The sequence below is a fragment of the Pseudomonas granadensis genome (assembly GCF_900105485.1).
Lineage (GTDB): Bacteria > Pseudomonadota > Gammaproteobacteria > Pseudomonadales > Pseudomonadaceae > Aquipseudomonas > Aquipseudomonas granadensis.
Map to the genome: position 1 here is coordinate 5,238,829 of NZ_LT629778.1, position 13,468 is coordinate 5,252,296.

Genomic DNA, 13,468 nt, shown 5'->3' on the forward strand with positions numbered 1-13,468 from the left:
GCTTCTCTTCCTTGGGTCATGCCCTTGAGCGTAGCCGCTCAGCCGAGAAACAGCTGGTAGGCCGGGTTCTCGCTTTCATCCCAGTACGGGTAACCGATTTCCGCCAATGCCGCTGGCACCAGATGCCGCTCGTCATGCGGCACCTGCAGCCCCGCGACCACACGACCGTCGGCGGCACCGTGATTGCGGTAGTGGAACATCGAAATGTTCCAGCGCCCGCCCAGCTTGTTGAGGAAGTTGAACAGCGCCCCCGGGCGTTCCGGGAATTCGAAGCGGAACACCATCTCGTCGATGACATGCGCCGCGTGCCCGCCGACCATGTGGCGAATGTGCAACTTGGCCAGCTCGTTATCGGTCAGGTCGACCACCGGAAAACCCTGCTCGGTCAGGCTCGCCAGCAGTGCGCTGCGCGGGTCGCTGTCCGGGTGCGTCTGTACGCCAACGAAGATGTGCGCTTCACTGCCGGTGTTGTAGCGGTAGTTGAATTCGGTGATCTGGCGTTTGCCGACGGCTTCGCAGAACGCCTTGAAGCTGCCGGCCTTCTCCGGGATGGTCACGGCGATGATCGCTTCGCGGCCCTCCCCCAGCTCGGCGCGTTCGGCGACGTGGCGCAGGCGGTCGAAATTGACGTTGGCGCCGGAGTCAATGGCAACGAAGGTCTGCCCGCTGACACCGCGCTGCTCAACGTACTTCTTGATCCCGGCCACGCCCAGCGCGCCGGCAGGTTCGGTGATCGAGCGGGTATCGTCGTAGATATCCTTGATCGCCGCACAGATCTCGTCGGTACTGACGGTGATCACTTCATCGACGTAATCCTTGCAGATTTCAAAGGTGTACTGACCGATCTGCGCCACCGCCACGCCGTCGGCAAAGATGCCCACGGTCGGCAGAACCACACGCTCGCCCGCCGCCATCGCCGCTTGCAGGCAATTGGAATCGTCCGGCTCGACGCCGATGACCTTGATGTCCGGGCGCAGGTATTTCACGTACGCCGCAATGCCGGCAATCAGACCGCCACCGCCTACCGGGACGAAAATCGCGTCCAGTGGCTGCGGGTGCTGGCGCAGGATTTCCATCGCCACGGTGCCTTGGCCGGCAATGGTGTGCGGATCATCGTACGGGTGGATGTAAACGTAGCCTTTCTCATCGACCAGTTTCAGCGAGTAGGCCAGCGCCTCCGGGAACGAATCACCGTGCAGCACCACTTTGCCGCCGCGCGAACGCACGCCTTCGACCTTGATCTCCGGGGTGGTCTTGGGCATGACGATGGTGGCTTTGACGCCCAGCACTTTGGCCGCCAGCGCCAGACCCTGCGCATGGTTGCCCGCCGACGCGGTGACCACGCCGCGGGCGCGTTCTTCGTCGCTCAGTTGCGTCAGCTTGTTGTAGGCCCCGCGAATCTTGAACGAGAACACCGGCTGCAAGTCTTCACGCTTGAGCCAGATGTCATTGCCCAGCCGCTCGGAGAGCTGACGGGCGTTGTGCAGCGGGGTTTCTACGGCAACGTCATAAACGCGCGAGGTGAGGATCTTTTTGACGTACTGTTCAAGCATCGGAAAGCATCACTGAGCGGTTGGGCGGGACCCGGGAGTCTAACCCGGCTTTTGCCGATGCGACCACACGAATCCAGAGGTTTTAGCCGCGCTTGCGGCTATAATGCCGGCCTTTCTGCCCACCCCTTGCCCGCTTCGGAGCCCGCATGACCCAGGATCAACTCAAACAGGCCGTGGCCCAGGCCGCCGTCGACTTCATCCTGCCGAAACTCGACGACAAGAGCATCGTCGGCGTCGGCACCGGCTCCACCGCCAACTGCTTCATCGATGCCCTGGCCCAGCACAAGGGCGCTTTCGATGGCGCCGTTGCCAGCTCCGAAGCCACTGCCGCGCGCCTCAAGGGTCACGGCATTCCGGTGTATGAGCTGAACACGGTCAGCGACCTGGAGTTCTACATCGACGGCGCCGATGAAAGCGACGCACACCTGAACCTGATCAAGGGCGGCGGCGCCGCCCTGACCCGCGAGAAGATCGTCGCGGCCGTGGCCAAGACCTTCATCTGCATCGCCGACGCCAGCAAACTGGTGCCGGTACTGGGTGAGTTCCCGCTGCCAGTCGAAGTGATCCCGATGGCCCGCAGCCACGTGGCGCGCCAACTGGTGAAACTCGGCGGCGACCCGGTGTACCGCGAAGGTGTGCTGACCGACAACGGCAACATCATCCTTGATGTGTTCAACCTGCAGATCACCAACCCGGTCGAGCTGGAAGCGCAGATCAACGCGATTGTTGGCGTGGTCACCAACGGCCTGTTTGCCGCGCGCCCGGCGGATCTGTTGTTGCTGGGGACCAGTGAGGGTGTGAAAACCTTGAAGGCTGAATAAGCCAGACTGCCCGCAATTACGAGCACACAAATAAACCTGTGGGAGCTAGCCTGCTAGCGATGGCGGTGTGTCAGACCCAGCAACATTGGCTGACAGTCCGTAATCGCTAGCAGGCTAGCTCCCACAGTGTTTTGGGGTGTTGGTTAGGGCTGTGCTGGTTTCTTGAACACATAAAACAAATTCGGCTCACTCACCAGATACAACGTCCCGTCATCATCCATGGCGATGCCTTCAGCCTGCGGCACGGTTTTCTGCAAACCCTGGCGGCCGGCGCTGATGGACATGGTGCTCAGCGGGCGCCCGTCGACGTCCAGTTCCAGAATCAGTCGCGATTCATCCGACAGCGCCAGCAAATGGCCGCTGCGTTCGTCGTATTGCAGGCTCGACAGGTCGCGCACAAACATCCCGGCATCGCGTTTCGGGTTGTTGATCACATGCACCGCGTAGGATTTTTCCGGATTGAAATGCGGGAAGCCATGCACTTCATAGATCAGCATCGGGTTACGCTCTTTCGCGACAAACAGGCGCTTGCCCACCGAATCGTAGGCCAGCCCTTCGAAGCCCTTGTTGCTGGCCATGTGCACGCCGAGGGTCATTTGCTCGGCATCGTCGGCGTCGAGAAACGTGGTGTCGGCGTCCAGGTGCACCTTGATCAGGCGCTGCTGGCGCTCGTCGGTGATGACGTAGGTGTCGGCGCTGATGAACTCGACCGCTTCCGGGTCGCCGAAACCGATCAGGGCGATACGCCGCAGAATCTGGCCTTGCAGCGACAGCTCGATCAGCTCCGAGTTTTTGTTGGTGACGGTAAACAGGCTCTTGCGCACCGGATCGTAGGTCAGCGCTGACACGTCATCGTCGAGGCCTTCGATCACCCGCGCTTCGATGTCCACGCGATATTGATCCAGTCCGATGGCCTCGCCACTCAGCGGCTGCCACAACGTGTGCAGGTTGAACCAGGCACGCTCGAACAGACGCATGTATTGGCCGATGCCGATCAACGTGATCAGGGCAATCACCGACAGGAAAATAACCAGAGGCTTGGGACGGGCAAGTCGACGCATTCGGATGGGCTCGGGAGCAGAACAGGCGGATGAAATATCACGCCTGTCTGAACTGAAGCTTAATGGCCACTTGCCTGTCAGGACAATCAGACTTGTCCGAAATTGCAGCGAGGGCTGTTATTGCTGCTTTTCGAAGCGATAGAACAGGTTTGGCTCGCTGACGATATACAGCGTACCGGCCTCGTCCATGGTCACGCCTTCGGCGCGCGGGATGGTGTCTTTCAGTCCATTGAAATTGCCGAGCAGGGTCATGAAACTAACCTGCTCACCGTTCTCGTCCAGCTCCAGCAGCAGATGCGAATCGGCCGACAACACCAGCAGATGGCCGGTGCGCGGATCGATCTCCAGCGCGGAGAGGTTACGGATATCCAATTCATCGCTGGTCAGCTTTTGTTTGTCGCCCTTGAGTGTCTGGCTGCCATCGCTTTTCCAGGTGAACAGCGCCGGCGGCCGCTCCTCACCCAGCAGCAATTGCTGGTTGCGTGCATCCCAGGTAATCGCCTCGAAGGCCTTGTTCTGGTCTTTCGAAGGGCCGAGGTCATATTTCGGGAAATCAGCAATGTTCAGTTCGCGAGTGTTGGCATCGACCTTGACGATCGACAGCGTGTGCTGGCGTTCATCGACAATCGCCATCAAGCCGTTTTCCATCACGGTCAGACCTTCCGGATTGCTCCAGCCCACCAGCGGCATCTTGCGCAGCGCCTCGCCTTGCAGGCTCAGCTCGACCAGAAACGGGTTTTTGCCCATCACCGAAAACAGGGTTTTGCTCTGCGGGTTGTAGGAAAGGTCCGAGGCCTCGTCCTTTTCCATGCCCGGCAGCGGCTTGGCATCGATCACCACGTGGTAATCCGGCAGCCAGATGCTCTCCTTCTGCTCGGCTTTGCTTTCAAACCGCTCGAGCACCCAGAGCACGCCGCGATCATCCCAGTGCATGGCGAACGCCAGCGCATAAGCGGCGGCCAGCGTGAGCAGCAACCAGACATACCAGCGCAGGGCGAAACGCGAGCGACGGGGAGTTTTGAGCTGAGTTTGAGATGACATCAAAGGACGCGTTCCGAAAATTCAGGCTATGGGTAATAGCACAAAGAGGCCGGCTCAGACGCCAGAATGCGCGGAATTATCCGTACAGGATGTGAAAAAAACGGCAAATGGCGGGATTGCCGTGCAGGTTTGCCAGCAGCGACACAAAACAAATGTAGGAGTGAGCCTGCTCGCGATAGCGGTGTGTTAGTCAAAAGATAAGTCGACTGACACACCGCTATCGCGAGCAGGCTCACTCCTACAGGTTGTTTTTGCGGCGTGGCGGTTAGCGCACGCTGCTCTCGAAGCGGCTCGCGCCCACCAGTTCGAGGACGATGTCGTCGCCGACGTTCAGCGGGCCGACGCCCACTGGCGTGCCGGTGAGAATCACGTCACCGGCCTGCAGCGAGAAGCAGCCGGCCATGTGCTGGATCATCGGCACGATCGGGTTGAGCATGGCGCTGCTGTTGCCGTCCTGGCGCACTTCGTCGTTGATGGTCAGGCGAATGCCGATATCAGTCAGGTCAGGGAATGTGCTGCCGACCACAAACGGCGCCAGTACCGCTGCGCCGTCAAACGACTTGGCAATCTCCCACGGCAGGCCCTTGGCTTTGAGCTCCGCCTGCTTGTCGCGCAGGGTCAGGTCCAGCGCCGGGGCAAAACCGGAGATCGCATCGAGCACTTCTTCACGGCTCGGTCTGGTCGACAGCGGCTTGCCGATCAGCACGGCGATTTCCGCTTCGTAGTGCACCGAACCGCGCTCGGTGGGAATGCTGAAACCGCCTTCCAGCGGCACCACGCAACTGCCCGGCTTGATGAACAGCAGCGGCTCGGTCGGGACCGGGTTGTCCAGCTCCTTCGCGTGCTCGGCGTAATTACGGCCAATGCACACGACTTTCCCGATCGGGAAGTGGATGCGCGTGCCGTCGACATACTGGTGCTGATAACTCATTTACCGACTCCTGCCTTCATTGATTCATCAGAGATTGCTGATCAAACCGCGAAAATCTTGCCCGGGTTCATGATGCCATTCGGGTCGAACACCGCTTTGACCGCTTTCATGTACTGGATCTCGACCGGCGAACGGCTGTAGGTCAGGTAATCACGCTTGGTCATACCGACACCGTGCTCGGCGGAAATCGAACCGTTGTACTTCTCGACGGTTTCGAACACCCACTTGTTGACCGTGGCGCACTTGGCGAAGAACTCGTCCTTGCTCAGGTTATCCGGCTTGAGGATGTTCAGGTGCAGGTTGCCGTCGCCGATGTGGCCGAACCAGACGATCTCGAAATCGGGGTAGTGTTCACCGACGATCGCGTCGATTTCCTTGAGGAACGCCGGGACTTTCGAAACGGTGACTGAAATGTCGTTTTTGTACGGTGTCCAGTGCGAGATGGTTTCGGAGATGTACTCGCGCAGCTTCCACAGGTTGTGCAGCTGGGTGTCGCTCTGGCTCATCACACCATCAAGAACCCAGCCCTGTTCGACGCAGTGTTCGAAGGTTTCCAGGGCGCTGTTGGCTACTTCTTCAGTGGTCGCCTCGAATTCGAGCAAGGCGTAGAACGGGCAGTCGGTGTCGAACGGCGCCGGCACATCGCCGCGGCCCATGACTTTGGCGAGGGCCTTGTCGGAGAAGAATTCGAACGCGGTCAGGTCGAGCTTGCCCTGGAAGGCGTGAAGCACCGGCATGATCGAATCGAAATCGGCAGTGCCGAGGACCATCGCCGTGAGGTTTTTCGGCGCGCGATCCAGACGCATGGTCGCTTCGACGACGAAACCGAGGGTGCCTTCGGCGCCGATGAACAACTGGCGCAGATCGTAACCGGTGGCGTTCTTGATCAGGTCCTTGTTCAGTTCGAGCACGTCGCCCTTGCCGGTGACGACTTTCATGCCGGCGACCCAGTTACGGGTCATGCCGTAGCGAATCACCTTGATCCCGCCGGCATTGGTGCCGATGTTGCCGCCAATCTGACTGGAACCTGCCGAAGCGAAGTCGACCGGGTAGTAGAGACCGTTTTCTTCGGCGACGTTTTGCAAATGCTCGGTGACCACGCCCGGCTGACACACGGCAGTGCGGTCCGTGAGGTTCACATCGAGAATCTGATTCATGTAATCGAACGAGACCACCACTTCGCCATTGGCCGCGACTGCGGCGGCGGACAACCCGGTGCGCCCGCCCGATGGCACCAGCGCGACCTTGTGGGTATTGGCCCAGCGCACCACGGCCTGCACCTGCTCGATGGTCTTGGGAAACACGATGGCACTTGGCGCCGGAGCGAAGTGCTTGGTCCAATCCTTGCCGTAAGCATTCAGGGAGTCGGCGTCGGTCAGGACCTTGCCAGGCTCGACCAGGGTCTTCAGTTCATCAATCAGCGCAGGATTGGTCATCGACAGAACTCTCGAACAATTCATGGTCATCCTGAGAACGCTTCACGTCGCAGGAATGAGTGTTTAGCGGGGTGGCTATGCTAGCATACCGACCCCGCAGGACAGTGCCCAAGGCCAGATCCGCGGTGACGGCTTTGTTGCCGTGCGGGTCAGCTCCAGGCTGCTCCCTCCCTGCCATTTTTCTCCGGGATACAGGTTTACGCAGATGAGCAAGACTTCTCTCGATAAGAGCAAGATCAAGTTCCTTCTTCTCGAAGGCGTCCACCAATCGGCTGTCGACGTCCTTAAGGCGGCGGGCTACACCAGCATCGAGTACCACACCAGTTCTCTGCCGGATGCCCAGCTCAAGGAAAAGATCGCTGACGCTCACTTCATCGGCATTCGTTCGCGCACGCAACTGACCGAAGAGATCTTCGATCACGCGAAGAAGCTGGTCGCGGTCGGCTGTTTCTGCATCGGCACCAATCAGGTTGACCTGGGCGCAGCCCGCGAGCGCGGCATCGCCGTGTTCAACGCGCCGTACTCCAACACCCGCTCGGTAGCCGAGCTGGTGCTGGCCGAAGCGATCCTGCTGCTGCGCGGCATCCCGGAGAAAAACGCGTCCTGCCACCGTGGCGGCTGGATCAAATCTGCGGCCAATTCCTTCGAGATCCGCGGCAAGAAGCTGGGCATCGTCGGCTACGGCTCGATCGGCACGCAATTGTCGGTTCTGGCCGAAGGCCTGGGCATGCAGGTGTTCTTCTATGACACCGTGACCAAGCTGCCGCTGGGCAACGCTACGCAGGTCAACAACCTGCACGAGCTGCTGGGCATGTCCGACATCGTCACTCTGCACGTTCCGGAAACCGCTGCGACCCAGTGGATGATCGGCGAGAAGGAAATCCGTGCCATCAAGAAGGGCGGCATCCTGATCAACGCCGCACGCGGCACCGTGGTCGAGCTGGACCACCTGGCGGCAGCGATCAAGGACAAGCACCTGATCGGCGCGGCCATCGACGTGTTCCCGGTTGAACCGCGTTCCAACGACGAAGAGTTCGAAAGCCCGCTGCGTGGCCTCGACAACGTGATCCTGACCCCGCACATCGGTGGCTCGACCGCCGAAGCGCAAGCCAACATCGGTCTGGAAGTGGCGGAAAAACTGGTCAAGTACAGCGACAACGGTACATCGGTATCGTCGGTCAACTTCCCGGAAGTGGCCCTGCCGGCTCACCCTGGCAAGCACCGCCTGCTGCACATCCACGAGAACATCCCGGGTGTGATGAGCGAGATCAACAAGGTCTTCGCGGAAAACGGCATCAACATCTCCGGTCAGTTCCTGCAGACCAACGAGAAGGTTGGCTACGTGGTGATCGACGTCGACGCCGAATACTCGGAGCTGGCGCAAGAAAAGCTGCAACACGTCAACGGTACTATCCGTAGCCGTGTTCTTTTCTAAAAAAGCAGCGGCAAGCTATTAGCTTCAAGCGGCAAGGGAAAAGCGCTTTTGCTTTTACTTGAAGCTCCTAGCTTGAAGCTTGCAGCGATAAAAAAGGGAGCCCCGCAGGGCTCCCTTTTTTATTTCACATTGACGGTGATTTTTTCGGAAACGATCGACGGGTCGAACGGCATGTGGCCGCTGTCGCCGAGGATCAGTTGCAAGGTGTGCTTGCCAGGGGCCAGTTTGATCGTGGCTTCGGTCTGCGCCTTGCCGAAATGCATGTGGTGAGCATCCGTCGGAATCGGCGCGCCTTCGGCCGGCAGGCCGTCGACGTCGATCAGCAGATGGTGGTGGCCGGTGTTCCTGGTGACGTCCCCTGCGGGTGCCAACGCGATGTTCTTGACGCCGAACTTGACCTTGAACTCCTGGGAAACCGTGGCCCCGTCTTCGGGAGAAACGATGAACACTTCAGCATCCTTGGGCGCCGGCGTCGCCGCACTGGCCAGCACCGAAACACCCATCAGCACACCGGCCAACGCTGCACGTGACATAAAGCTTTTCATTTTCTTCTCCAGTTTTTCCGTAAAATCCGCACGATCATGACAACTTCATGACCATTCGTTGTCGAAGGCACTCGACAACCATAGCAAAGCGAGCCTGAATCAGAGCATCGCGATAATGATTTCAAAGGAGTGACCATGCGTTTTCTGCCTGGCCTGATCTGCCTGCTACCCCTTCTGAGCCCGCTGGCTCACGCCGAACTGATTGATGACGTCAACGACCGTGGCGAGCTGCGCATAGCCCTTGAGGCTAATACACCGCCCTTCAATTACAAGGAAGGCGACACCCTGACGGGGTTCGAGGTCGAGCTTGGGCAACTTCTCGCCAAAGAGCTGGATGTGCGCGCCGACTTCATCGTCACCGACGAGGGCGATCTGCTCCAGGGCGTCGAGAGCGGCAAGTACGACGTCGCGCTGAATCACATAGCACTGACACCCGAACTCAAGGATCGTTTCGACTTCAGCGCGCCGTACGGCAAGGTCGACGGGCAGTTGCTGGCGAAGAAGGACGAGACGCCGCGGCCGATGGTGCTGGTGCAAGCGTTGAACGCAGAGCAGCCGAAAGCGCTTGAACCGGTGGAGCTGGCGATTCCGTTTCAGAAGGGCAATCCGGCGTTTCAGGCCAGTCTGCAAAGTGCGCTGGAGCGGATCAAGGCGGATGGGCGTTTGGCGGCGTTGTCCGAGAAGTGGCTGAAACCGTAAGAGCCCCCCTCACCCTAGCCCTCTCCCAAAGGGAGAGGGGACTGAATGGGGGATGCTTTAGCAAGACGCCGACCTGAAACGACTTTGCCGAATCCATAATCGACTCGGTATTTCAGATCGATGCAGCATGCAAGACAACACGGTCGGCCCCCTCTCCCTCCGGGCGGTCCGACGCTTCGGGAGGGCTGGGGTGAGGGTAAACGATTCCGGATCAGTCCAAAGCAGCCAGGGCCAACGCCGCCTGCGGCAACTCCAGCTCGCTGAACACCTGCACCCCATGACGCTTGAGCAACGCCGCCGTCACCCCCTCACCACTGACCTTCACGCCACTGAACGTCCCGTCGTACGTCAGCAGATTCCCGCAAGAAGGACTGTTGGCCTTGAGCACCGCCACCCGAATCCCATGCTGTTGCACCAATGCCAGCGCCTGCCGCGCACCGTCGAGAAACTGCGCACTGACATCCTCACCCTCGGTGGTGATCACCACCGCCGTGCCGTCCAGCACTTCACCACCCTGCCCGCCCGGAATCTCCGCCGCCGCCCGTGGCGTTGGCAGTCCGCCTGCGACCTCGGGACACAACGGCACCACTCGCCCTTCGGCAATCCACTGCTCGAGCAGATCAAACGGCCCGCTGGCGCCACCGTCGTAACGCACGCGATGGCCCAACAGGCAGCGGCTGACCAGAATCCTGTGCATGTCAGAACGGCTCGTTGCCACGACGGCGAAACCAACCGGTCAGCGACAGCCGCTCGCGGTTGGCCGGCAGCACTTCATGCGGCACTTCGCCAGAGAGAAACACCACCAGACAGCCGCCGGTAGGCTGCACGTCATGCACGCGGTCTTCATTCAGGTACATGCGCAGTTGGCCGCCATCCTCCGGCAGCCAGCCATCGTTGAGGTAGACCACCACCGAGACCATGCGCTTGTCATCGTCGCGAAAACGGTCGACATGCCGACGATAAAACGCGCCGGGCGGATACAGGGCGAAGTGGCATTCGAAATCTTCTAGACCGAGGAACAAACCGCGATTGAGCGCTTCACGCAGGCTCTCCATCAGGTTCAGATAGCGGTCGCTGGCCTCGGCCTGGCCCGGGTCGATCCATTGGATATGGTCGCCGCGAATCCCCTCGCGAATCTCTGAAAACGGCCCGCGTCCGACCGCCGCCGGCGCCAGCTCACCCTCGGCTTCACGTTTGCGGCACTCGGCCGCCAGTTCGCCGGTCAGACCGGCGGGCAGGAAAATGTTCTGCTGCGACCAGCCGTGCTCGGCGAGGTCGTCGACAATGCGTAACAGCAGTGGGTGTTCAGAGGATATTGGCATGGCGCGCATAGTATGCCTGCGGCAACAAATCCGACAGAGCCATGCAGCGGCTTGATACGAATTCTCGACAAGTAACGGCACCGCACGGAGAATAGTCCGCTGCTGACAGGAGTCCCTATGCGCCGTTTGCTTTTTTCACTGTTGATGTTCTGTGTGTTGCCCGCCTGGGCGGACGGCTACGACCAGTTGTACAAGATCGCCGGCTGGCCAGATCAACGTGCGCATTTCAATGACGCCCTGAGTGCCGCCCAGCAGCGCTATCAGAACAGCCTGCCGCCGGCGGTGTTCCAGGCTCTGGTCAATAACAGCAACCAGCGTTTTGCCCCACAGGCCGTGGATCAACGCGCCGAGGCGCAATTGCGGCAGAAACTCGCCGACCCGAAACCGGCGCTGACCTTCTTCCAGTCGCCGCTGGGCAAGAAAATCGTCGCCGCCGAACTGCTCGCGACCCGCCGCGATCAACTGGCGAAAAACGCCAAGGGCCTGCCGAAGATGCAGGCCAGCGACAACCGCCAACTGATCATCGGCCACCTTGCCCAGGCCTTGCCAGCGCGTGAAGCCGGGGCCGAAGTCAGCCTGGCGATCGCCGGCGTCGCGGCGGACAGTCTCAGTTCGATGATTCCGGGGCTGCTGGGTGGCGGTCAGGCGCAGGGCATGCTCAACGGCCAGCGCCAGCGTTTGATGGATCAGATTGGCGCGGATCTGAACAACACGCTGCTGTACGTCTATCGCGACCTGTCGGATGAAGAGCTGGAAGAGTTTGCGACGTTTGCCGAGTCGACTGAGGGCAAGGCCTACTATCAGGCGGCGCTGGCGGCGATTCGCGCAGGGCTTGCGGTCGGACAATGATCTTCATCGTCTCTTAGACCGCTATCGCGAGCAGGCTCACTCCTACAGGGGTACGCACTCCAAATGTAGGAGTGAGCCTGCTCGCGATAGGGCCCTCACTAACGCTACTGATTCCGGCCCCTGATCCGCTTGCTCAAAAACTCGAAATACTCCTCGCGCATATCAGCCGTCTCATTCGCCAGATGATGCCGCGCCTCGGGTAACAGCAAAATCTGCGGTCGATCGAATTTCCATTTCAACACTTGCAGGTTGTGCTGCCAGTCCACCGTCATGTCCGCCTGCCCCTGAATGATCAGCGGCCGTCGCGGGCTTTTTTTTGCGTGCTCGACGCGAATGATCCAGCGTGACAACGCACCCACCCATTGGGTCGGCAAGCGCCGCGGCTGCAACGGATCGGCCTGCAGGAACGGCAGGAAATCCGGGTCATTGGAGTTCTCGCTGAAGCGCCGCGCAACGCCGCGAACAAAGGGCCTGAGCAGGTAATAGCTCAGCTGCGACCATCCCCACGCCCGCGGCCGCACCAGCGGTGCCAGCAGAATCACCTGGCCCTGCGCCGGGCTGCCCTCGCCATGATTGAGCAGATGATCGACTACGATCGCCCCGCCAGTGCTTTGCCCGCACAAGTGCCACGGCTGCGGCAGCGCGATCGACTGCGCTTCGGCAAACAACGCCTGGAGCATGTGCTGATATTCCGCGAAATCGCGAATGCTCGCCCGTGGCCCGCTCGACAGGCCATGCCCCGGCAAGTCGCAGGCAATCACGGCAAAGTCCTGATCCAGCGCCCACTCGATCACATGCCGATAGAGCCCGGTGTGATCGTAGTAACCGTGCAGCAGGAACAGCGTCGCCTTGACCTTCTCCGGCCACCAGCAATGGCTGACCAGTTCATAGCCATCGACTTCGAAACGGCCCATGCCGCGCCAGACATCGCGTTCGGGAAAATCGGTCTGGTAGAAGCGCTGATACGCCTTCGCCTCGTCCGACAGCGGCTGCCACTCGGCCAGAGGCTTGAGGCTCGCGCGGATTTGATCGGGGTCGAAGGCATCAGGCATGCGGACGTTCCAAAGCGGTAAACGGACTTTATCGGCCTGCGATATTCATCTGTCGCGGCAAGCATGGCAAGCTAGCCGGCCTCTGAGGAACCAAATCCATGCGTTCGCCCTACCGCACCGCACTGTTCGCCAGCCTGCTCGCGCTGATCTGCGCCGGCGTGCTGTGGGCCGCGTATGACTGGTTTCAGGTCCGATATCTGCGCGCATTCAGCGAGCACACGGCGGTGTTTTCCGGCGATCCGCTGCGCCTGCCGGATGACCTGGCCGGGCCGGGCAATATCCGCCTCGTGCATTTCTGGGACCCCGCCTGCCCGTGCAACGTCGGCAATCAGCAACACCTGAGCGAGATGGTCGAGCAGTTCGGCGCCCGCGGTGTGGAATTCTTTGCGGTGCAGAAACCCGGCAGCCACGGCCAGTTGCCGGTGACCCTCGCCAGCCTGAAAACCATCGCCGTCCTGCCGGGTTCTGAACAAATTCCCGCCAGCCCCGCCGTGGCCATTTGGGACCGCAGCGGCAAACTGGCCTACTTTGGACCGTACAGCGAAGGCCTGACCTGCAATTCCAGCAACAGCTTCATCGAACCGATTTTGCATGCCCTGACGGAAGATCGACCGGTCAATGCCACGCATACGCTGGCGGTGGGTTGTTATTGCCCATGGCCGGTGGAGGCGAAGTAAGGCATTCCGGACATTTCAAGGATTGCGCTGCACGGCATAGAGGCTC

The 13,468-nt window shown here is 60.4% G+C and carries 14 protein-coding genes; 5 read left to right on the forward strand and 9 right to left on the reverse strand.

The window, feature by feature from the left end:
* Positions 1-38: 38 nt before the first annotated feature.
* On the reverse strand, positions 39-1,553 hold the full coding sequence (ilvA, locus tag BLU52_RS23385; protein WP_090287251.1) for a threonine ammonia-lyase, biosynthetic: 1,515 nt from the start codon (positions 1,551-1,553) through the stop codon (positions 39-41).
* Between the two features lie 146 nt (positions 1,554-1,699).
* On the opposite strand from ilvA, the gene rpiA reads away from it, so the two are divergent.
* Entirely contained in the window at positions 1,700-2,374 is a 675-nt protein-coding gene (gene rpiA / locus BLU52_RS23390; RefSeq protein WP_039757496.1) for a ribose-5-phosphate isomerase RpiA, read from the forward strand.
* Positions 2,375-2,517: 143 nt separating this feature from the next.
* Here the strand turns inward: rpiA and BLU52_RS23395 are convergent, their stop codons facing one another.
* From BLU52_RS23395 to BLU52_RS23410, 4 genes are all read right to left on the reverse strand, one after another.
* A complete protein-coding gene (locus BLU52_RS23395) occupies positions 2,518-3,435 on the reverse strand; it encodes an SdiA-regulated domain-containing protein (protein WP_090287254.1) in 918 nt (305 codons plus the stop codon).
* Positions 3,436-3,552: 117 nt separating this feature from the next.
* Positions 3,553-4,476: an SdiA-regulated domain-containing protein gene (locus BLU52_RS23400; RefSeq protein ID WP_090287256.1), complete on the reverse strand. Its 924-nt coding sequence runs from the start codon at positions 4,474-4,476 to the stop codon at positions 3,553-3,555.
* A gap of 265 nt (positions 4,477-4,741) precedes the next feature.
* A complete protein-coding gene (locus BLU52_RS23405; RefSeq protein WP_090287258.1) occupies positions 4,742-5,407 on the reverse strand; it encodes a fumarylacetoacetate hydrolase family protein in 666 nt (221 codons plus the stop codon).
* A 41-nt stretch (positions 5,408-5,448) separates the two neighbouring features.
* Complete coding sequence (locus BLU52_RS23410) at positions 5,449-6,843, reverse strand: FAD-binding oxidoreductase (protein ID WP_090287260.1); 1,395 nt, start codon at positions 6,841-6,843, stop codon at positions 5,449-5,451.
* Positions 6,844-7,048: 205 nt separating this feature from the next.
* Between BLU52_RS23410 and serA the strand changes: the two genes are divergently transcribed.
* A complete protein-coding gene (gene serA / locus BLU52_RS23420; protein WP_090287262.1) occupies positions 7,049-8,278 on the forward strand; it encodes a phosphoglycerate dehydrogenase in 1,230 nt (409 codons plus the stop codon).
* A gap of 119 nt (positions 8,279-8,397) precedes the next feature.
* Here the strand turns inward: serA and BLU52_RS23425 are convergent, their stop codons facing one another.
* A complete protein-coding gene (locus tag BLU52_RS23425; RefSeq protein ID WP_090287264.1) occupies positions 8,398-8,823 on the reverse strand; it encodes a DUF4399 domain-containing protein in 426 nt (141 codons plus the stop codon).
* Positions 8,824-8,958: 135 nt separating this feature from the next.
* Between BLU52_RS23425 and BLU52_RS23430 the strand changes: the two genes are divergently transcribed.
* On the forward strand, positions 8,959-9,522 hold the full coding sequence (locus BLU52_RS23430) for a transporter substrate-binding domain-containing protein (RefSeq protein WP_090287266.1): 564 nt from the start codon (positions 8,959-8,961) through the stop codon (positions 9,520-9,522).
* 211 nt (positions 9,523-9,733) lie between these two features.
* On the opposite strand, the gene BLU52_RS23435 is transcribed toward BLU52_RS23430, so the two are convergent.
* Both BLU52_RS23435 and BLU52_RS23440 read right to left on the reverse strand, forming a co-directional pair.
* Positions 9,734-10,219: a DUF523 domain-containing protein gene (locus BLU52_RS23435; protein ID WP_090287268.1), complete on the reverse strand. Its 486-nt coding sequence runs from the start codon at positions 10,217-10,219 to the stop codon at positions 9,734-9,736.
* Position 10,220: 1 nt separating this feature from the next.
* Positions 10,221-10,853, reverse strand: coding sequence for a 2OG-Fe(II) oxygenase (locus tag BLU52_RS23440; RefSeq protein ID WP_090287270.1), 633 nt, complete (start codon positions 10,851-10,853; stop codon positions 10,221-10,223).
* A gap of 108 nt (positions 10,854-10,961) precedes the next feature.
* On the opposite strand from BLU52_RS23440, the gene BLU52_RS23445 reads away from it, so the two are divergent.
* A complete protein-coding gene (locus BLU52_RS23445; protein ID WP_090287272.1) occupies positions 10,962-11,693 on the forward strand; it encodes a DUF2059 domain-containing protein in 732 nt (243 codons plus the stop codon).
* 104 nt (positions 11,694-11,797) lie between these two features.
* On the opposite strand, the gene BLU52_RS23450 is transcribed toward BLU52_RS23445, so the two are convergent.
* Positions 11,798-12,745, reverse strand: coding sequence for a phospholipase BipL (locus BLU52_RS23450; RefSeq protein ID WP_090287274.1), 948 nt, complete (start codon positions 12,743-12,745; stop codon positions 11,798-11,800).
* Positions 12,746-12,843: 98 nt separating this feature from the next.
* On the opposite strand from BLU52_RS23450, the gene BLU52_RS23455 reads away from it, so the two are divergent.
* The gene (locus tag BLU52_RS23455) at positions 12,844-13,422 is read left to right on the forward strand and encodes a DUF6436 domain-containing protein (RefSeq protein WP_090287276.1); all 579 of its coding nucleotides are present in this window, start codon (positions 12,844-12,846) and stop codon (positions 13,420-13,422) included.
* Positions 13,423-13,468 lie beyond the last annotated feature (46 nt).